Annotated in this window: 14 protein-coding genes; 8 read left to right on the top strand and 6 right to left on the bottom strand. The window is 60.2% G+C overall.

What is annotated here, in order from left to right; all coding sequences use genetic code 11:
- Positions 1-18 precede the first annotated feature (18 nt).
- Positions 19-1038, top strand: a complete 1020-nt coding sequence (locus P2W41_RS12880) for an endonuclease/exonuclease/phosphatase family protein (protein WP_404933336.1) — start codon at positions 19-21, stop codon at positions 1036-1038.
- Here P2W41_RS12880 and P2W41_RS12885 read toward each other — a convergent pair.
- On the bottom strand, positions 1035-1886 hold the full coding sequence (locus P2W41_RS12885) for a class I SAM-dependent DNA methyltransferase (RefSeq protein WP_404933337.1): 852 nt from the start codon (positions 1884-1886) through the stop codon (positions 1035-1037). The genes P2W41_RS12880 and P2W41_RS12885 overlap by 4 nt on opposite strands.
- Before the next feature lie 5 nt (positions 1887-1891).
- Positions 1892-3574 carry a 4Fe-4S dicluster domain-containing protein gene (locus tag P2W41_RS12890; RefSeq protein ID WP_404933338.1) on the bottom strand — a complete coding sequence of 561 codons (1683 nt, stop codon included), beginning with the start codon at positions 3572-3574 and terminating at the stop codon, positions 1892-1894.
- A 469-nt stretch (positions 3575-4043) separates the two neighbouring features.
- Here P2W41_RS12890 and P2W41_RS12895 point away from each other — a divergent pair, with 469 nt between their 5' ends.
- From P2W41_RS12895 to P2W41_RS12910, 4 genes are all read left to right on the top strand, one after another.
- Complete coding sequence (locus tag P2W41_RS12895) at positions 4044-4643, top strand: DUF2585 family protein (protein ID WP_292893341.1); 600 nt, start codon at positions 4044-4046, stop codon at positions 4641-4643.
- Positions 4644-4875: 232 nt separating this feature from the next.
- Complete coding sequence (locus P2W41_RS12900; RefSeq protein WP_292893338.1) at positions 4876-5301, top strand: hypothetical protein; 426 nt, start codon at positions 4876-4878, stop codon at positions 5299-5301.
- A 72-nt stretch (positions 5302-5373) separates the two neighbouring features.
- Entirely contained in the window at positions 5374-6198 is an 825-nt protein-coding gene (locus P2W41_RS12905; RefSeq protein WP_404933339.1) for a uracil-DNA glycosylase family protein, read from the top strand.
- An 82-nt stretch (positions 6199-6280) separates the two neighbouring features.
- The gene (locus tag P2W41_RS12910) at positions 6281-7165 is read left to right on the top strand and encodes a hypothetical protein (RefSeq protein WP_404933340.1); all 885 of its coding nucleotides are present in this window, start codon (positions 6281-6283) and stop codon (positions 7163-7165) included.
- 51 nt (positions 7166-7216) lie between these two features.
- On the opposite strand, the gene P2W41_RS12915 is transcribed toward P2W41_RS12910, so the two are convergent.
- Complete coding sequence (locus tag P2W41_RS12915) at positions 7217-7606, bottom strand: hypothetical protein (protein WP_292893329.1); 390 nt, start codon at positions 7604-7606, stop codon at positions 7217-7219.
- A 138-nt stretch (positions 7607-7744) separates the two neighbouring features.
- Here P2W41_RS12915 and P2W41_RS12920 point away from each other — a divergent pair, with 138 nt between their 5' ends.
- Positions 7745-8563, top strand: a complete 819-nt coding sequence (locus P2W41_RS12920; protein ID WP_292893327.1) for a helix-turn-helix domain-containing protein — start codon at positions 7745-7747, stop codon at positions 8561-8563.
- On the opposite strand, the gene P2W41_RS12925 is transcribed toward P2W41_RS12920, so the two are convergent.
- Positions 8558-9511, bottom strand: a complete 954-nt coding sequence (locus tag P2W41_RS12925; RefSeq protein ID WP_292893324.1) for a DMT family transporter — start codon at positions 9509-9511, stop codon at positions 8558-8560. The two genes, P2W41_RS12920 and P2W41_RS12925, sit on opposite strands and share 6 nt — an antisense overlap.
- A gap of 67 nt (positions 9512-9578) precedes the next feature.
- Positions 9579-11888, bottom strand: a complete 2310-nt coding sequence (locus P2W41_RS12930) for a xanthine dehydrogenase family protein molybdopterin-binding subunit (protein ID WP_292893321.1) — start codon at positions 11886-11888, stop codon at positions 9579-9581.
- A gap of 187 nt (positions 11889-12075) precedes the next feature.
- Here P2W41_RS12930 and pepN point away from each other — a divergent pair, with 187 nt between their 5' ends.
- Both pepN and P2W41_RS12940 read left to right on the top strand, forming a co-directional pair.
- Positions 12076-14721: an aminopeptidase N gene (pepN, locus tag P2W41_RS12935; protein WP_404933341.1), complete on the top strand. Its 2646-nt coding sequence runs from the start codon at positions 12076-12078 to the stop codon at positions 14719-14721.
- Positions 14722-14849: 128 nt separating this feature from the next.
- Positions 14850-17186 (top strand): ATP-binding protein, encoded by a 2337-nt coding sequence (locus P2W41_RS12940; protein WP_404933342.1) that lies wholly within the window; start codon positions 14850-14852, stop codon positions 17184-17186.
- 2 nt (positions 17187-17188) lie between these two features.
- Here P2W41_RS12940 and P2W41_RS12945 read toward each other — a convergent pair whose 3' ends face one another.
- Positions 17189-20146 carry a bifunctional [glutamine synthetase] adenylyltransferase/[glutamine synthetase]-adenylyl-L-tyrosine phosphorylase gene (locus tag P2W41_RS12945; RefSeq protein ID WP_404933343.1) on the bottom strand — a complete coding sequence of 986 codons (2958 nt, stop codon included), beginning with the start codon at positions 20144-20146 and terminating at the stop codon, positions 17189-17191.
- Between the last annotated feature and the right edge of the window lie 14 nt (positions 20147-20160).

The raw sequence follows: 20160 nt of genomic DNA on the forward strand, positions 1-20160 counted from the left end.
GTCCATGGGCGCAAAGCGATGAAGAAATTGAGGATCGCTACAATCCTGCCGGCTGTTCTGGCCCTCGGGGTTTTTGCGGTTTCGCTCCCGCTGGTCGCCGGTTTCTGGGGGAGGCTGCACCCGGCCCTCGATTCCATGGCGCATTTCCGTCTTCATCTTGCGGTGCTCATCGCTCTTTTGTCGGCACCGCTGCTGTTCGTGAAAGGCTGGCGTCAGATCGGTGCGGCGGGAACCGTGCTCGGCATCGCGACCCTGAGTGCAACGCTGCTTTCTTTCCAGTCTGCCGCCGGTTCGGCGAGAGCAGAACCCACCGACACGCCAGCGGCGCGTTATCGGCTTCTGCAGCTCAACCTCAGATATGACAACGCCACTCCCAAGCGGGTCTTTTCACTGATCGGTCGCACAAAACCGGATATCGTGACGCTGAACGAAGTGTCCGGCATGTGGATGAAGGAACTCGAGTTCCTCGAAGCCACCTATCCCTACCGGGTAATTTGCCCGCCGCCGGCCCGCATTGGCGGCGTTGCCATTCTCTCGCGCCGACCATTCGCCGATCCAGAAGCCTTTGCCTGCTATGATCGCGGTTCCATGGCTGTGGCGACCGTTCGGCTGGGTGCGGAAGCAGTGGAGGTCGGGGCCCTGCATCTCGGCTGGCCGTGGCCTTTCGAACAGCACCATCAGGTAAGCCGGGTCACGCCAGTGCTTGAACGATTTCCCGACACTGCCATCCTCGCCGGCGATTTGAACGCAACCCCCTGGAGTGTGACTGCGCACCGTGTGGCCGCCGCCGGCCAGATGAATCTCATGCCCGGCATCGGCCCCACATGGATGAAGCCCATCCTCCCAGAACGGCTCCGCCGGCTGGTGGGACTGCCCATCGACAATCTTTTCACCAAGGGCCGCATCGTGCCACTCACGGTCGAGCGGCTCGAAGATGTGGGGTCCGATCACCTGCCCGTTCTGCTCGAATTCGGCGTCATGCCCGACGGTCAGCCCGAAGACGTGATTGAAGTGAAGCTGGCACGAAACGGACGTTAAGCGGTGGGCTTCCTGCGCGCGATGACCAGGTGACCGGGAACCGGTTTTCCCTTTTCGTGTCGCACCACGATGTTGCCTATGGCAAGCCCCGCAAAGCCGTGTGTGGCGAGCATTTCGGCGAGATAGCTCTCGGAATGGGCAAAACGCTGATGCGGCCCGACCATGAAGGCGCGACTGGCAAGCACGTCGTCCGGCAGGGTCTCACTTGAAAAGGCGAGGACCGCACCGTCCATGGCGAGTTCCGCCGCGCCGGCGAAGAAAGCATCCAGATCGCCCAGATAGGGCAAAACATCGGTCGCGGTGATCAGATCGAAAGGTTCGACATCCGCGTGATGGAGAAAGTCCACCGCATCGCCCACATAGAGCGCGTCGTAGACCTCCTTCTCGTCGGTGACCTCGATCATGGTCTCCGAAAGATCGATGCCGGTGATGTGGTCCGCGATGTCGCGCAGAACCTCTCCGGCAAGCCCAGTTCCACAACCGAGATCCAGCATGCGGCTGAACGGCCCCGGCGCCACCTCATCCAGCGCCCTGCGGGTCAGTGCCGGCACGTCGTAGCCGAGTTGATCGACCAGAATGCTCTCAAACGCGCCGGCGTGCTGATCGAACAGGGTCGCCACATAGGCTTCCGATGCCCGTGAGGGTGTCTCGCCCCGTCCCATAGACGCAAGCCGCACCGCGGCACCGCCATGGTCGGCAGGATCGAGAGCAAGCACCTCCCGATAGGCGGCAGCGGCTGCATCGAGGTCGCCGGCCTTTTCGAGCGCGAGGGCGCGGTTATAGGCCTCGGCCAGCGCCTCTTCATCGATGGGGCTGGCGGTGCCGCTTTCGGGTTCGGGCTCGGACAATGGTGTTACATCCCGGTATAGACAGGGCCCTCGCCACCCTGCGGCGGCACCCAGTTGATGTTCTGGTTCGGGTCCTTGATGTCGCAGGTCTTGCAGTGGACGCAGTTCTGCGCGTTGATGACGAAGCGGGCGTCAGCCACATCGCTGCCATCGGTGAGCGCATTGCCGTCAGCATCCACCCATTCATAGACCCCCGCGGGACAATAGCGCGAAGACGGACCAGCATAGACGGCGTATTCCGACGTCTTCTGCAGTTCCATGTCCTTCACCTGAAGATGAACCGGCTGCTCCTCCTCGTGATTGGTGTTGGACAGGAACACCGAGGAGAGACGGTCGAAGGTGAGCACACCGTCGGGTTTCGGGTAGTCTATCGGCTTGTGCTTTGCGGCCGGCTCCAGCGAAGCCGCGTCGGTCTTGCCATGTTTCAGGGTGCCGAACAGCGAAAAGCCGAACAGCGAGTTCATCCACATGTCGAAGCCGCCAATGCCGACGCCCAGAAGCGTGCCGAAGCGCGACCAGAGCGGCTTGACGTTGCGCACCTTTTTCAGGTCCCTGCCGATGTCCGAGGCGCGCCAGGCGGCCTCGTAGCCTTCCAGCGTATCATTGCCGCGTCCCTCGCCCAGCGCTTCCGCAACATGCTCGGCGGCAAGCATGCCCGAGAGGACCGCATTGTGAGACCCCTTGATGCGCGGGACGTTGACGAAGCCTGCCGAGCAACCGATGAGGGCCCCGCCCGGGAACACAAGCTTCGGCACGGATTGCCAGCCGCCCTCGGTGATGGCGCGGGCGCCATAGGAGATGCGCTTGCCACCTTCAAACGTTTTGCTGATCGCGGGGTGCGTCTTGAAGCGCTGAAACTCCTGAAACGGCGACAGGAACGGGTTCTTGTAGTTCAGGTGAACCACGAAACCGACCGCCACCTGATTGTTTTCCAGATGGTAGAGGAAGGAGCCGCCGCCGGTCTTCATGTCGAGCGGCCAGCCAAAGGAATGCTGGACGAGACCCGGCCTGTGGTTCTCCGGCTTGACCTCCCAGAGTTCCTTCAGGCCGATGCCGAATTTCTGAGGCTCGCGGTCCTCGGACAGGCGGAATTTTTCAATCAGCTGCTTGGCGAGCGAGCCGCGCACGCCCTCGCCGATCAGGACATATTTGCCCAGGAGCGCCATGCCGGGCTGATAGTTGGGGCCGTGCGAGCCATCGCGCTCGACGCCCATATCGCCGGTGGCGACGCCAATGACCTTGCCTTCGTCGTTGTAGAGCACTTCGGAGGCGGCAAAGCCCGGATAGATTTCAACGCCCAGTCCCTCCGCGTAGCCCGCAAGCCAGCGGCAGACATTGCCGAGCGATACGGCGTAATTGCCGTGATTGTTCATCAGCGGCGGCATCAGGAAATTGGGAATCCGCATGGAGCCCGCCGGCCCGAGAACGAGGAACTGATCGTCGGTGACGGGGGTCTTGAACGGGTGATCGGGGTCTTCTCGCCATTCCGGCAAGAGCCGGTCGATGCCGATGGGATCTACCACGGCGCCTGAAAGAATATGCGCACCGACTTCGCCGCCCTTTTCGAGTACAACGACGGAAAGCTCCGGGTTCAGCTGCTTGAGCCGGATGGACGCGGCCAGCCCCGCCGGACCTGCGCCGACGATGACCACATCGAATTCCATGCTTTCGCGTTCCACTTCGCTCATTCCACCCTCCGCAGTCTTTTTCTCTCGCGCGCCCTGCTCTCGTTTGGCGCCGGCGCGATCCGGATACCCATCAGTCCCGCATAACGGTTTCAACGCCGGGCTATAGCGCATCCGCGCGACTGTCGAAACCAGAGAAGTTGCATCAATCCATTCCTGATTGCCGCAAACTGATATTACTTTAACGTAAACGTCAATAATTGACAATTTTCCCGCGGGCAATTCCTGTTTGCCTCCCGGATCGAATCCGAGCAATTTCAGCCGCTCTGTTGATGGAAGGTGCAATACGCGCACCGTGCGGAACACGAACCTATGTCGAACATGTTCGACCATGAGGCATCTCTGATGGGAGTGGTCCACGGTTCGGCAGGGCCCGCATGAGAGCAGGCAGACGGTTCTGAAGCCGTTCGGGACACTGTGGAAGCAGATACGTTAAGGGACTGGTGCAATTTAAGGGGCATTGGCAAGGAGCATGGGGATGCGCGAAAATAGACTGTTGGTCGCCTACAGGCAGAGGCCGGTCGCCGTTACCGCCTTTTGTGTGCTTGCCATCCTCGCCCTTCAGGCGCTGTTCCTGAAACTCATGGGTCAGACGACGATCTGCGACTGCGGAACGGTGAAGCTCTGGTATTCGGACCCCTCCGGCCCCGAGACTTCACAGCATATCGGCGACTGGTACACCTACTCGCACTTTCTGCACGGATTGCTCTTCTACGGGCTTATCTGGCTTGTCGCGCCGCGCATGCCGCTCGGCTACCGACTTGCACTTGCAGTGGGGCTGGAGGCTGCATGGGAGATGGCGGAAAACACACCCATGGTAATCAACCGTTACAGGGAATCGGCACTTGCGCAGGGCTACTACGGAGACAGCGTGATCAATTCGCTCTCCGACACACTTGCCACCATCACCGGTTTTTTCGTCGCACGCGTTTCGCCTCTATGGGTCAGCATTCTTCTGGTCGTTGCGACGGAAATTTTCATGGCGGTCATGATCCGCGACAATCTCACGCTCAACATTCTTCAGCTTGTCTACCCCTCACAGACGGTCTCCAACTGGCAGACTGGTGGCTGAGGGCATGCTTTCCCGTTCTCCAGAGCGAGAAATGGCGGTATAATGCGGCAGGAAGGGAGGTGCTGTCCTGCCCCGTGCCGTCTCCATAATCCTGTTCCCCCTGCTCGCCGTCCTTCTTGGCGCGGGCCCGGGAGATGACGGACGCTGGCAGGCCGGACACTATTCCTTTTCCGATGAGCTTGGCGGCTTCCGCATTCTGGCGGTTTCAGGCACAGGCTCACGCAGCGACCCGGTGCTTCTAAAACAGGAGCTTTATACGGCTGCCGCCGTCGTTCTTGTCATCAGGGCGACCGGGGATGTCCCGCGATATGCCTATGACGAAAGGGCGGGCGCAGGCTATCTCTTCATGGAAATCGACACACTGAATGCAAGCAACCTGCCCTGGGTCGAGTTTGAATTCGAGCTTCAGGAGATGCGCGGCGTCTCGAGCGTCTATGGAGACGGTCTCTCTTTCGATCAGAGAAATGCGGGGTCCGATCACATCGGCTCCAGTGCGTTTGCCGTGCACGATCGCAAACTAGAACCCTATGACCGCCTTCTGTTCCAGTCAGGTACCGTCAACGCAGCTCATTCCGTGACATTTCGACTGCTGATCACCGACCTGACCCCGAAACCGGTATTTTATCTGGTGCAGGACCCGCGCATTCCCGCTTCCTGAGCTTGCAACCAGCGGCAAAGAAAGAGAAAATGCTTTCTTTCGTCCTCGCCGACGCTCAGGATTTCGGACGCAATGGATTCCGCTGAACTCAGGGAGCTTCTGACTTTCTACGCCGATGCCGGCGTGGACGAACCTCTTATGGATGAAGCGCCCGACCGGTTTCAGGAAACGCGTGCGGAGGCGGAAAAAAGAGCCGCGCAACGGCAGCAGCCAACGCAGCAGAAACCAGTGGCGACCATGCAGCCCCGCCCCGCTGCTCCGGCTGCAGCCAAGGCCGCGGTTCCGGACGATGCACAGGCCGCGCGGGCGCGTGAGATCGCCAGAAGCGCGGAAAACCTCGATACACTGCGCGAGCAGCTGACAGGTTTCGACGGCTGCAATCTGAAGACCACGGCAAAAAACACCGTATTTGCCGACGGCAATCCGCAGGCCAGCGTGATGTTCGTCGGAGAAGCGCCGGGCCGCGACGAGGATATCCAGGGCCTGCCCTTCGTCGGTCGGTCCGGCAAACTGCTGGATCGCATGTTGGCGGCCATAGGTCTCGACCGCACCACCGTCTATATTTCCAACGTGATCCCGTGGCGACCGCCGGGAAACAGGGACCCCTCCCCTCTGGAAACGGAAATCTGTCGCCCCTTCATCGAGCGGCATATCGAGCTCGTTGCACCCAAGGTGCTGGTGACGCTCGGAAACCCGTCGACGAAGCTTCTTTTGAACACACAGACCGGCATCATGCGGATGCGCGGCAACTGGGCCATACACAAGACACCTTCAGGCATCGAAATACCCACCATGCCAACGCTGCATCCAGCCTATCTTCTGCGAAATCCGGCCCACAAGAAGCTCGCCTGGCAGGATTTTCTGCAAATCAAACTGAAGCTGGAAAGCGCTCACTGAGACGACAGAACTGCGCGAATTAAGCGCGCATTAACGCTGTGGGCGCAAGGTAGCGTCTCGTAACAACGTCCCGGAGTCGAGCATGTGTGTTCGCGTCACGTCCGGGGGGCGCCTGTTTTTCCTTCTCTCTTTCCTTACCCTGGGATCGCATCCCGCGCCTGCCGCGGATCTGGTGACATCCGATCCACCGGTTCCTCCCAACGTGGAGAACGCGCCATTGCTTCTAAAGTTCGGCCGGCGCTTTTCCGGCTTTGTCGAAGTGAATTCGGCACTGGGCAAAGCCAATCTGGTGGAAGAACCTGTCAAGAGCAGCGGATGGGCGCTGCGCGGCGTGGCAAACCTGCCCATCAGAGAGCGCTTTAACGTCCAGCTCGACGGCCGGCTAGAAAAACTGAAGTTCGAGGATCTTTCCGACCAGACCATGGAGTTCGGCGCACATGGCTACTACCGCAAGCCGGACAGCTACGCCATTGGCCTCTATGCCCAGTATGAGCGTATCTCCAACGAAACCCTGGCGGTGGGGCCGACGGAAATTTCGGCCGGACTGGAAGGTGCCTTCTTTCTTAGCCAGACAACTGTCCTGGGCCAAATCGGTCTCGGCCAGGCGCATCTGGAAGAGCAGGAGGCATCCAAGCTCAATGGTATCCTCGGCGCACGGTATTATTACACAGACAACCTGCGCTTCGATCTCGACGCAGGCTTTGAGCAATTGCTGAGTGAAGATGCTGCGTTGAAAACCTACTCCATATCAACGGCTGCCAATTATCGGCTTTCGGACAAGCCGGTAACCGCATTCGGAGGATATCGATTTCGCTCATCCTCGCTGACATCGGGCGATGTGCATGCCGGGGACACAACATCTCACGGTATTGTAGCGGGTTTTCGCTACCATTTCGGCTCTACCAGCCTGCGGGAAGAAGAGCGCAACGGTCCGGTCTGGACCGCCGCGCCCTATCTCAACTACTGAATTATTGAATGCAGAACGGCCGGGCCGCGCTATTAGGCGGGCCCGTGCCTTTCAGCATTGCGCCTTACGCATCGCCGCGAACTGAAGCAGGGCAAAAAGGGCAACCGCGCAGGCCTGAAGGCTGACGAAAGCGGTTCCAAGTAAATTGGGAGAGACCCATCCACTTGCGAGCAGCGCGAAGCTCAACACGACCCAGCCTGCGTTAAGCAAAATCACGTCTATGAGCAGAAGACGGGACAGTGTTGTCCGGGCGGCGATCATCAACAGCATCATCACGAAAGGCACCAGAACCACACCGGCCCAAAACAGCAGGTCTTCGGGCAAGGCGAGAAGCCGTGATAGCGGCGGCGCCGCGAAAAGAAGCAGGAGTGCTGCGGCTCCACTCATGACAGCGTCGAGCTGAAGTGATTTTCTCAGAGCGGGTGTGAGCGTGAGTGGCATGACGGTTTCCTTTCTTCAGACCGGGTTTGGCGGGTCGGATGTCGACCTCGATGCCTGGGAACCTGACCGATGGAGCGCCCTCGGGCGATTACCTGGGAGGTAATGGAAATGCGTGCCGCTCGGCTCTACAGTGTTCTCATGAACACAGAAAATACCTTACCCAGAAAGACCAGCGCCGGTGCGCTCATCAGGGAGTGGCGGGAGCGACGGCGCATGAGCCAGCTTCATCTTGCGCTGGAGGCGGGCATTTCCCAGCGCCACCTCAGCTTCCTGGAACGAGGCCGCTCGAATCCGTCGCGAGAGATGGTCCTGTTGTTGTCGGACAGTCTTTCCATCCCGCTTCGGCAGCGCAATCGCATCCTCCTTGCCTCGGGCCATGCACCGGGCTTCTCAGAACGCGATATTCACGATCCGGCTTTGAAGCCTGCAATGAACGTCGTACAGGCCGTGCTCGATGGCCACGCGCCCAACCCTGCAATCGCGATCGACCGGCACTGGACCATGGTCGCCGCAAACCGGGCCATCGCACCGCTGCTCGAGGTTGTGACCAATGCGGAGTTGCTAAAACCGCCGGTGAATGTCCTGCGCCTGAGCCTGCATCCCGAGGGTGTTGCACCGAGCATCGTCAATCTGGCCTCGTGGCGCGCACATGTGCTGGAACGACTGCGCCTCCTGATTGACCACTCGGCCGATCCACAACTCATGGCGCTGGAAAAGGAACTGGCTGGCTACCCGGTCAAAAAAACCGGGCCGGAGCTCAAACCCGGCGCGGCGGACATGATCGCCGTTCCCCTTCGACTGCGCCTTGGAGCAACCGAACTTTCCTTCATCACCACGACGACCGTGTTTGGCACACCACTCGACGTGACGCTGTCGGAGCTTGCCATTGAAAGTTTTTTCCCAACCGACGCTACAACCGCTGCCTTTCTAAGGCAGTCGCAAGGCAAGGGGTCATGAGGAAGGCGGCACGAAACGGCGGGCAGCCACCCGTCTGAGGCCGAGTCGACGCTCGCGCCAGATGATAAAGAGACCAGCCCCGATCACAATCGTTCCGCCCACCAGCGTGTAAAGGGTCGGCACGTCGCCGAAAGCGAAATAGCCGATCACGATGGCAAGGAGCATCGACGTGTATTCGAAAGGCGCGATGGTGGATAGCTCCGCATGACGATAGCACTCGGTCATGAGGATCTGTGCCACCCCGCCGCAAATTCCCGCGCCGGCCAGAGCGAGAAACTGACCGCGCGATAACTCTGCCCATCCGAAAGGGATGGTGAAGAGGGAGAGCACGGTGGCGGTAACCGAGAACCACAGAACGATGGTGGCCGTCTTTTCTGTCTGGACAAGCCGTCGAACAAGAAGCATGGCGACGGCAGAGCCGGTCGCGCCGCAAAGGGCTGCGATGACACCCACCGCCTCAGCCGCCTCAAGGCCGGCGTCCCCGGTTAGAAGGGTGAGTTTTGGCCAGGCGATGATGATGACCCCCAGGAAGCCGACCGCCACTGCGCTCCAGCGGTAGATGCGCACGACCTCGCCCATGAAGATTGCCGAGAAGACGACAACAATGAGCGGCTGCGCGTAATTGAGCGTAATCGCATCGGGCAGAGGCAGGCGCGTCAGCGCAAAGAAGCCGAGGCCCATGGAGGTAACGCCCACAAGGCCGCGCATGATGTGGCTGACGGGATGTGTGGTGCGGAAAGCTGTCGCCAACTCACGCCGCCAGGCCAGCATGGCGATGATCGGGAATATCGCAAAGAACGAGCGGAAGAAGACAATCTGGCCCGAAGGCACCATCCCCGCCGATTTGATCAGCGAGGACATCATGACAAAAACCGAGACCGAAATGACCTTAAGCGCGATGCCGATCAGTGGTTTGCCTTCGGCACCGACTTCGGTCTCAGCGGGCATGATCTGATATCCTATAAGGCCGATAAAGAAGCGGGAGGGTGGAGCAAAATCATCGCCGACGATGCCATCATGCCGCCTCTCTGGCCTGTCGGATCGTCTCCCACACCCGCGAAGGCGTGGTGGGCATGTCAATATGGGTGATGCCGTAGGCGCGGTAGAGCGCATCCGTCACGGCGTTGAGAACAGCCGGCGTGGCACCGATCGTGCCGGCCTCGCCAGCCCCTTTGATGCCCATGGCGTTGGTGGTCGAAGGCACGTTGCGGGTCTCGAAATGGATGAACGGCAGATCATCCGCCCGTGGCATCGCATAGTCCATGAAACTTGCGGTGACGAGTTGCCCATCCTCGGAGTAGACCGTGTCTTCCGTCAGGGCTTGCCCAAGCCCCTGCGCAACACCACCATGAACCTGACCAGCCAGAAGGATCGGGTTCACTGTCGCGCCGAAATCATCAACGATCCAATAAGCCAACACCTCCGTGCGCCCGGTTTCCGGGTCAATTTCGACCTCGCAGATATGCGTGCCGTTCGGATAGGTCGCCTCTTCCTGCACGAACTCACCGAAGCCTTCCAGGTCTTCAGGTGCCTTTGCTGCCCTGGCGATGGCTGCAAAGTCCACGGCGCGGTCCGTGCCGACGATGCGCGCGGCCCCACCGGACAGTTCGATATCATCGACCGACGCTTCCAGTTCGTCTGCCGCCAGCCTGCGGATTTTCTCGGCGAGGTCTTCACCCGCCCGCGCGGCAGAGACACCGCCCAGCGGAATGGAGCGCGAGCCGCCCGTGCCGCCGCCGGAGGCCAATTCATCCGTGTCGCCCTGGCGCACGGTGATCCTGTCGATGTCGATACTGAGCTTGTCAGCTACGAACTGAGCGTAGGCGGTGGCGTGACCCTGACCGTTGGACTGAGTGCCGATCAGAAGCGTGACGCTCCCATCGTCGTTCAGCCGGACGTGGGCCGGCTCCGAACCGGCAAAAGCGCAGGCTTCAATATAGGTGGCCATGCCGATGCCGCGCAGTTTTCCGTTGCGCCGAGATTCCTCGAGCCGCTCTTCGAACGAGGCCCAGCCGGCGTTCTCCATGCATTTGTTCATGTGCCCCTCAAACTCGCCAACGTCGTAGAGGCGGCCGGTCTGGGTACGATAGGGAAATTGTTCGGGCCTGATGAAGTTGCGACGACGGATTTCTTCCCGGCCAAGTCCCAGATCACGCGCGCAGGCATCCACCAGCTTCTCAAGCAGGAACGCAGCCTCCGGACGGCCCGCCCCGCGATAGGCATCCACCGGGCAGGTGTTGGTGTAGACGCCGTTGATCGTCACATCGAGCGCCTGAATGTCATAGACGCCTGTTGACATGGAGACGCCAACAAACGGGATGAAGGGACCATATTGCGAGATATAGGCGCCCATATTGGCCGTGAGATCGACCCGTAGACCAAGGAATCGCCCTTCACTGTCCATTGCCATTTCGGCAGTCACCACATTGTCGCGTCCCTGAGCATCAGTCATGAAATGCTCATTGCGATCACCGGTCCATTTGACCGGACGACCAAGCCGTTTCGCCGCTTCCATGACCATGGCGTATTCACGGTAGACAAAGGTCTTCGGACCAAAGCCGCCACCGACATCCGGCGTTATCACGCGCAGATTTTCGGGCTCGATGCCAAAAGTCTTGCACAGGATGCCACGCATGGAATGAACGCCCTGCGAGCCGGTGGTCAACACGTAGCGGTTTTCGTCGTCGCGCCATTCGGCCAATGCTGCACGCGGCTCCATGTAGTTGCACACGAGACGGTTGTTCACGAACTGGATGCGGGTCACATGGTCGGCCTTGGCGAACGCCGCATCCGATTTCTCCTTGTCACCCACATGATAGAGAAATGCACGATTCGATCCGAGTTCCGGCCAGACCAGCGGGGCATCCTCGGACAGAGCGGCTGCCGTTGAAGCTATGGCTTCCTCGTCGTCGAAGTCGATTTCGATCAGCTCCGCGGCATCTTGCGCCTGGGCACGGCTCTCGGCGACCACCATCGCTACCGCGTCGCCCACATACTGCACACGGTCACGGCACAGAATCGGAATGTCGCGCGTGGGCGCGCGCGTTCCGTCCGGTTGCTTCTGCATGGCGCCAGAGCGCAGATCCTTGAGATGCGCCACATCGGCACCTGTCAGGACCAGACGGACGCCTGGCGCGGCCTGCGCTTCCTTGACCGAAGCGATGGTAAATTTCGCCTTGGCCACGGGCGAACGCACCACGTAGAGATGCAGTGTGCCTTCGGGCAGGAAATCATCCGTATAACGCCCCCGCCCCGTGATGAATGCCGCATCTTCCTTGCGGCGCACGGAAGCACCCATCCCGAATTTCGGCGTCATCACAGTCATGCGGAATCCCTTCTGGTCAATCGTGGTTTGACCGATGTTCGGTAAGCTGGCTGGAAACAGTCGAGCGACATATGCTGTCTTAGTTTTGTCGAGCCTGATGATTGTGTAAAGAGCAGCAATCCGATTTTGTTGGACCAGACAGCCCACAGATTGCCGGCCTGCGAGCCAGGCCATAGAAAGAGTAACGATGCGTACAGAAAGCGGCCAGATTTTTCGTCTCGAGGACTATCAGCCAAGCAATTATCTCATTCCCGAGATAGCGCTTGATTTTAGGCTGGACCCTCAGGAAACGCTGGTGACGGCCACCCTACGGGTTGAACGGATCGCCCGAGCTCCAGCCGATGCCCCACTGGTTCTCGACGGTGACGGGCTGACGCTCGAAGCACTGCGGATCAACGGAGCGGAGGCCGCAGTGGGCTGCTACGAAGTCTCCCCGGATCGCCTGGCAATCACACGCCTGCCGGCTTCGCCGCAGTTCGAACTGACCATCGTGACGCGCATCGCGCCATCCATGAACACGACGTTGATGGGGCTCTATGTTTCGGACGGCGTTTTCTGCACACAATGCGAAGCCGAAGGGTTCCGCCGCATCACCTATTTTCTCGACCGGCCCGATATCCTCTCGGTCTATACGGTGCGCATGGAGGCGGACCGTGTAGAAGCGCCGCTCCTCCTGTCAAACGGCAACCCGGTGGAAAACGGAGATCTCTCGGATGGGCGTCATTTCGCCGTCTGGCATGACCCTTTCCCCAAACCCTCCTATCTGTTCGCGCTCGTCGCCGGCGATCTCGGCGTGGTGAAGGACCGCTTTACCACCGCATCGGGACGTGAAGTCGATCTTGGAATCTATGTCGAACATGGGAAGGAAGAGCGCGCGACCTATGCGATGGATGCGTTGAAGCGGTCTATGCGCTGGGACGAAGAACAGTTCGGGCGAGAATACGATCTCGATGTTTTTAACATTGTCGCCGTTTCGGATTTCAACATGGGCGCAATGGAAAACAAGGGGCTCAACGTCTTCAACGACAAGTACGTTCTTGCAGACGATGACACAGCCACCGATGCCGATTTCGCCAATATCGAGGCAATCATCGCGCATGAGTATTTTCACAATTGGACAGGCAACAGAATCACTTGCCGGGATTGGTTCCAGCTCTGCCTGAAGGAAGGCCTCACCGTTTTCCGCGATCATGAGTTCTCCGCTGATCAGCGCTCGCGTGCGGTCAAGCGTATCGCCGAAGTGCGTGGCCTGCGCGCACATCAGTTTCCCGAGGACCAGGGGCCTCTCGCGCATCCGGTGCGGCCGCGCCGTTATCGTGAGATCAACAATTTCTATACGGCGACGGTCTACGAGAAAGGCTCGGAGGTTGTCCGCATGCTGCGCACAATTCTGGGCGAGGACGCGTTCCGGGCCGGGATGGATCTCTATTTCGATCGGCATGACGGTCAAGCCGTGACCATCGAAGATTTCGTAAAGGCTTTCGAGGACGCTTCCGGGCAGGACCTCAGCCAGTTTTCGCTTTGGTACCATCAGGCCGGGACCCCCAATGTTGCACTCTCCTCACGCTACGATGCCAAGGAGAAGACGCTGACGGTAGAGATCGAGCAGTCGGTATCGCCAACGCCCTCCGAAAACCGCAAACGCCTGATGCACATTCCTCTCGCCTTCGGCCTGGTCGGTCCGGACGGAACAGATCTCGACTACGAGAGTGTGGAGGGGGCGAGTGTCGAAAACGGTGTGATCCACCTGCGGAAACGCCGGCACCAGATCACCTTCAAGGGCGTGAAGGCGCGGCCGGTCTTGTCGATCAACCGGGGCTTCTCCGCTCCAGTCACCCTCTCAATCGAGAGCAGGGCCGACGAGCAACTGTTCCTCGCTCGTCATGACAGCGATCCGTTCTCCCGCTGGCAGGCGCTGAACACGCTGCTAACCGGCGCTTTGATTGCCGCCAGCAAGGCAGTGCGCGGTGGCAAGAAACCGGTGTTCGATGACGAGATTATCTCGGTCACGACAGACCTCGCCTCCGATGAAACGCTGGAGGAGGCTTTTCGGGCTTTGACCCTGAGCCTTCCTGGCGAGGCCGATGTGGCGCGTGAACTCGGGGGGGATATCGACCCGGATGCGATCCACGCCGCCCGCAAAGCGCTTCTCCTTGCCATTGCGCAGGCGGGCGGTGAAACCTTCCGCGAGATTTACGAGGGTCTGCTCGACAATGCGCCGTTCTCGCCGGACGCCCGCAGCGCAGGGCGCCGCGCGCTGCGCAATACACTGATTGAGTTTCTGACGCTGGGTGCCGCCACTCCCACCGCCGCATACAGGCAGTTTGAGGACGCCGACAACATGACAGAGCGCGCCGGTGCGCTCACGGTTCTTGCTCAGCATTTTCATGATACCGACGAGGGCAGAGCCGCATTGGCGGCATTCGAGAAACGCTATGGCGATAATCCGCTGGTGCTCGACAAGTGGTTCCAGATCCAGGCGATGATCCCTGCCGCAGAAACGGTTTCATTGATCCGCCACCTGATGAAGCATCCGCATTTTTCGCTCGCCAATCCAAACAGGGTGCGCGCCCTGGTGGGTACATTCTCGATGGCGAACCAGACGGCCTTCCACAGCGCCGATGGCGAAGGGTATCGCCTCGTTGCAGAAACGGTCACAGCGCTCGACGGCCACAACCCGCAGGTGGCGGCACGTCTGGCCACCGCGTTCCGTTCCTGGCGCTCGCTGGAAAAGGGCAGACGTGAGCATGCACGCAAGCTCCTCTCGGAGATTGCCAAGCGCGACGATCTCTCTCGAGACCTGGCGGATATTCTGGAACGAACCCTCGCCTGAGCGGTCCATTAATATCTTTTTTACCAAGGCCTCTGGACAAGGCGAATCACCTTTGATTCCTTATAGGTGATTCGGCAGCAGGCGGAGCCGAATCACCGAACTTAACGAGGAACGAGGGAGCCCGTCGGATGGCGAAGGCAGGGGGATGGGCTTTGCCCCTGATTGCGGGCATGGCAGCCGGGCCGCGAACCCGACGCGCTAGGCGCATGGGACTGGCAGGCAACGCCAAGATTATTGCAGCTCCGGCGTATGAACGTCTTTTGGCGATTGAGCCGTATCTGCGCCGTTCCATTCCCGTTCTGATCATCATCTTTCTTTTGGTTCTGGCGGCAGCCCGGCTTCTTTCTCTCTTCACCTGGCGCGACGATATCGAGCGCGATGCCCGGACCATGCTGGCGCTGGCCGCGGACTCCCTGGCCGCAAACGCAGCAATCGACACCAGCGAGATGGCGCCCGAGCACAGGGCACGCATGCTTATCGAAGAGGCAATGCGGCGTGCCGGTTCGGAGGACGAGCGTGTGCTTGCCATTACCGACGAACAGTTTGAAGTTCTGGCGAGTTCGCCCAACGGACAAAAGCTGGTCGGCCGCTCGCTGGAAGACGTTTTGACGGGCGGGCAGCCGCTCTTCCTGTTCGGCGCGCGCGCCGGAGTGATGAATGTTGAAATCGGGGGAGAACAGTGGCTCGCCTCGCTTGTCCATGTCGCAGGCCAGGATGGCGCTGCGGTCGCCCTCACCTCCCGCGATAGCCTCTTTGCCGACTGGCGCCGCTCCGTCTCGATGAATGTATCGCTGTTTGCCCTGACGGCGGGCATCCTGATGGTCATCCTCTATGCATACTTCAGCCAGGCAGCCCGCGCGCAGGCGGCCGACCGCATCTATATGGAGGCCCATCAGCGCATCGATATGGCCATGGTGCGCGGCAAATGCGGCCTGTGGGACTGGGATATGGTCCGCGGCAAGATGTTCTGGTCGCGCTCCATGTTTGAAATGCTCGGTTATGAAACCACCGACGAAATGCTCTCATTCGGCGAGGTGGCGGCGATCATCCATCCTGACGATGGCGATCTCTTCGAACTGGCCAACCGCATCATGGCGCGTGAGATTGATCACGTGGACCGCGTCTTCCGGATGAAGCGCGCCGACGGGCAATGGGTGTGGGTGCGTGCGCGGGCGCAGGTCGTGGATCCCGATGCACCGGAACTGCACCTGATCGGCATCGCCGTGGATGTTACCGAGCAGCGTACACTCGTGCAGCAAACGGAAGCTGCCGATCAGCGGCTGCGCACCGCGATCGAAAGCATCGGTGAATCCTTCGTGCTGTGGGACTACGCCGAGCGGCTTGTCATGTGCAACACCAAGTACAAGCAGGATCTGGGCGTCGACGAGAGCCTGATCGTTACCGGAGCGCGGCGTCGCGATATCGAAGCCCTGGCGCCTGCATTCCGCTCCGAACGCCGACTGGCAGTACCGTCCGGGAATGGCAATGGCGCGACCTATGAGCGACAGCTCGCGGACGGACGCTGGCTGCAGGTGACGGAGCTGAAGACACGAGATGGTGGCACGGTTTCGGTCGGAACCGACATCACCCAGCTCAAGCAGCATCAGGGCAAGCTGGTGGATAGCGAGCGTCGGCTGATGGCCACCATTCACGATCTCAGCCTGGCGCGCCGTGCCGAGCAGGAACGCACGCGCGAACTCAGTGAGCTCAACCGCAAATACATGCGCGAGACCGAACGCGCCGAGGCGGCAAACCGCGCGAAATCCGAATTCCTGGCCAACATGTCGCACGAGCTGCGAACGCCGCTCAATGCGATTATCGGTTTCTCGGAAGTGATGGAGTCGGGCATGTTCGGGCCACTGGGTTCCGAGCGCTACGAGGAATATGTGCGCGACATCTGTTCGAGCGGGTCCTACCTGCTTGGTGTCATCAACGACATTCTCGACATGTCGAAGATCGAAGCCGGCCAGTTCTCCGTCGATTGTGAGGAAATCGACCTGTGCCCGCTGATCCGCGAAACGGTGCGGGTGGTGGAGTTGCAGGCGGCAGAAAAATCAATCGCCATGAAAATGGATATTCCCGAAAGGATGCAGGTTTTCGCCGATCGGCGTGCGATCAAACAGATCGTCATCAATCTGCTGTCAAACGCCGTCAAGTTCACCGGCGAAGGGGGACATATCTCACTGCGTGCACGCAAGGTCGGGCCTGCGGTGACGCTCACCATTGAAGATTCAGGCTGCGGCATTCCACGGGACGCACTGAAGAAGCTCGGGCGCCCCTTCGAACAGGTTCAAAACCAGTTTTCCAAAAACCACACGGGCTCGGGACTTGGCCTTGCCATTTCCCGCTCGCTGGCAGAGTTGCATGGCGGCGTGCTGAAGATCCGCTCGACGGAGGGCGTCGGCACCATCGTATCCGTCCGCCTGCCCGCCGGGGAACGCAAGAAACCGGCCGTTGCCGCCTGAGGTTAACCGACCGAGCCGACCAGTTCTCCAAACAGTCGACGCACCCTGCCCGCCGTCTCTTCGACATGCGCTTCCAGGATGCCCAGTTCCGGCAGATCGGTCTGCTGCAATAGCAGGTCGGCGAAGCCCGGCGGCGCTTCCTCTGGAACAAAACCGCCTTCGAGGCAAAGCCGAGTGGTCTGCGTGAGCGTCATATAGAGATGGTGCGCATCAACGAGTTCCTGCCGCGCCTGAGGCGCGCAAAACGCCTCTGAGAGGGAGTTCAGCACATCGCCGGTGGCAGTTGTTTCGCGTTCGGCCGATGTGTTTCTGGTCAACACGGCCACCTGGGCGATGAACTCCAGATCGATGAGACCGCCCGGGACCAGTTTGAGGTCCCATACATCACGGGCAGGCTTCTCCTCTTCCAGTAGCCTGCGCATCTCGGCTGCTTCTTTGCGGATCTTCTGTGTGTCGCGCGGCAGGGCGAGGATGTCGTGCACCTCATTTTCGACACGCCCGATCAGCGCCTTGTCGCCGGCGAAGGCCCGTGCGCGCGTGAGCGCCATGTGCTCCCAGGTCCAGGCATCGTTACGCTGATAGCGTGCAAAAGCGTCTATGTGGGTGGCGACCGGCCCCTTGTTGCCCGATGGGCGGAGCCGCAGGTCGAGCTCATAGAGCACCCCTTCCGCAGTCGGAGCAGATACCGCGGCAATCAATCTCTGGGTCAGCCGCGCATAATATTCCGAGGGTGCCAGCGGCTTTTGCCCATCCGAATAGTCCGCATCCTGCTCGTGATCATAGAGCAGGATCAGGTCTATGTCGGACCCTGCCGTCAATTCGCGACTGCCGAGCTTGCCCATCCCCAGAATGGCCACACGCCCGCCGGCTATCCGGCCATGGCGCTCGGCGAAGTTTTCCACCACGGCTTCGAGAGCCGCCTCAACCGTGAGATCGGCCAGATCTGAAAACGCCTTGCCGGCACGCGCGGAGTCTATGGTTCCCGTCAGGAGCCGGATGCCGATCAGAAACTTCTGTTCGGCTGCAAAGATGCGCAACCGGTCGAGGATCTCCTCGTAGATCTGGGCGCCAGCCAGAAATGTTAGAAGCCGTTCGGACAGATAGGCCCGATCGGGAAGCTCGGACAAAAGTGCCGGATCCAGAAGGCCGTCGAACACGTGCGGACGTTTCGTGATGATCGCTGCCAGGCGCGGCGCAGCACCCATGATGCTGACCAGCATATTAAGCAAGGCCGGGTTGGACTGAAGCAGTGAGAAAAGTTGGATGCCGGCGGGAAGCCCTGCCAGAAACGTATCGAAGCGCAAGAGTGCCTCATCGGCCCGCCGCGTGCTTCCGAAGGCTTCCAGAAGCGCCGGTGTCAGCTCCGTCAAGCGCTCGCGTGCTTCTGCCGACTGCGTTGCGCGATAGCGGCCATAATGCCAACCGCGGATCACACGGCACATGTCGCTCGGCCGTTCGAAGCCGAGTTCGCTCAGGGTTTCCAGAGTGCCCGGGTCGTCCACATCGCCGGTGAAGACCAGATTGCCGACGCCGCGCGAAAGCTGAGGTGCCGTCTCGAAGAGGTCCGCATAGTGCTGCTCCACGAGGCGAAGGCTTTCGCGAAAAACTGCCGAAAACGCTTCTGCGTTGTCGAAAGCGAGCAGGTGCGCGATGCGCTCCAGTTCCTCGTCTTCTTCAGGAAGCGTGTGCGTCTGCTCATCCGCCACCATCTGCAGCGCATGTTCGACATCACGCAGGAACCAGTATTGACGCGTCAGCGCCTCCCTCGCCTCCTCGTCTATCCACCCGCAGCGGGCGAGCTCTTCCAGCATGGAGACCGTCCGCCGGCCACGCAATTCCGGAAAGCGTCCACCGGCAATCAATTGCTGGGTCTGGACGAAAAATTCGATTTCACGGATGCCGCCGCGCCCGAGCTTCACGTTGTGACCACGAACGGCAACTTCGCCGTGTCCCTTGTGCGCGTGGATCTGGCGTTTGATCGAATGGACGTCGGCGATGGCCGCATAATCCAGATATTTGCGCCACACATAGGGCTGCAGTTCCTTCAGAAAGTTTTCGCCCGCCAAAAGATCACCGGCAATGGGCCGTGCCTTGATCATCGCCGCCCGTTCCCAGTTCTGGCCGCGGCTTTCGTAGTAGTGAAGCGCCGCCTCTACCGGTATCGCAAGCGGCGTGGAGCCCGGATCGGGGCGCAACCGCAGGTCGGTGCGAAACACATAGCCATGTTCTGTCCGGTCCTGAAGGATCCGCACCAGTCTGCGTGTCAAGCGAACAAAGAGATCGACAGCCTCATAGGCTTCGATGATGGCCGGCGCTTGCGGATCGACCAGCACGATCAGGTCGATATCGGAGGAGAAATTGAGTTCATTGGCACCGAGCTTGCCCATACCAAGCAGGATCCAACCGCTGCCCTCAGCGGGTCTTGTGCGGTCCGGGAGTTTCAGTTTCCCTGCCCGATCCGCATCGAAAAGCAAAAAATTGACGGCGGCCCGAATGCATTTATCTGCTAAAGCGCTGAGCCGCTCCGTCGTTTTGGCCGTGTCCGAAACATCGGCAAGCCTGCAGAGTGCAATGAGAAAATGCGCCTCCGCTTTCAGGTCGCGCAGCGCCTTCATCTGACCGCTTTCGGTCTGTTCCTCGGCAAAGGCACTCGCATCGATGCGCTCGAACAGCATTCCGAGCCGTTCGTCGGCCGTCGCGTCGAACAGGGCTTCCAGAGCGTGCGGATTGCGACGCGCACAGTCACGCAGGAATGGCGAAAGCTCGAACACCGCCGCGAGAAAATCCGTTAAACCAGTACTGTTTCCCATCAGGTCGTACAGCCGGGCACATTGAGCAGCCTCAGCCGCTTCGCGGACCATCTCAAGCGATTCGTCGGCCTCATCGTCGTTCACCGGCTTCAGGACAAGAACCGGCGATCCAAACCAGAGACTTCCATCAGAAATCGCACCACGCCCCATCAAGGCCCCCTCTT

Source organism: Nitratireductor sp. L15S-10 (assembly GCF_045011005.1).
Taxonomy (GTDB): domain Bacteria; phylum Pseudomonadota; class Alphaproteobacteria; order Rhizobiales; family Rhizobiaceae; genus Nitratireductor.

Bases quoted from the DNA above. Each gene is read 5' to 3' on its own strand.
- P2W41_RS12910 (WP_404933340.1), top strand. From the start codon at position 6,281: ATGTGTGTTCGCGTCACGTCCGGGGGGCGCCTGTTTTTCCTTCTCTCT.
- P2W41_RS12920 (WP_292893327.1), top strand. From the start codon at position 7,745: ATGAACACAGAAAATACCTTACCCAGAAAGACCAGCGCCGGTGCGCTC.
- pepN (WP_404933341.1), top strand. From the start codon at position 12,076: ATGCGTACAGAAAGCGGCCAGATTTTTCGTCTCGAGGACTATCAGCCA.
- P2W41_RS12915 (WP_292893329.1), bottom strand. From the start codon at position 7,606: ATGCCACTCACGCTCACACCCGCTCTGAGAAAATCACTTCAGCTCGAC.
- P2W41_RS12905 (WP_404933339.1), top strand. From the start codon at position 5,374: ATGGATTCCGCTGAACTCAGGGAGCTTCTGACTTTCTACGCCGATGCC.
- P2W41_RS12940 (WP_404933342.1), top strand. From the start codon at position 14,850: ATGGCGAAGGCAGGGGGATGGGCTTTGCCCCTGATTGCGGGCATGGCA.
- P2W41_RS12890 (WP_404933338.1), bottom strand. From the start codon at position 3,574: ATGAGCGAAGTGGAACGCGAAAGCATGGAATTCGATGTGGTCATCGTC.
- P2W41_RS12880 (WP_404933336.1), top strand. From the start codon at position 19: ATGAAGAAATTGAGGATCGCTACAATCCTGCCGGCTGTTCTGGCCCTC.
- P2W41_RS12925 (WP_292893324.1), bottom strand. From the start codon at position 9,511: ATGCCCGCTGAGACCGAAGTCGGTGCCGAAGGCAAACCACTGATCGGC.
- P2W41_RS12930 (WP_292893321.1), bottom strand. From the start codon at position 11,888: ATGACTGTGATGACGCCGAAATTCGGGATGGGTGCTTCCGTGCGCCGC.
- P2W41_RS12945 (WP_404933343.1), bottom strand. From the start codon at position 20,146: ATGGGGCGTGGTGCGATTTCTGATGGAAGTCTCTGGTTTGGATCGCCG.
- P2W41_RS12895 (WP_292893341.1), top strand. From the start codon at position 4,044: ATGGGGATGCGCGAAAATAGACTGTTGGTCGCCTACAGGCAGAGGCCG.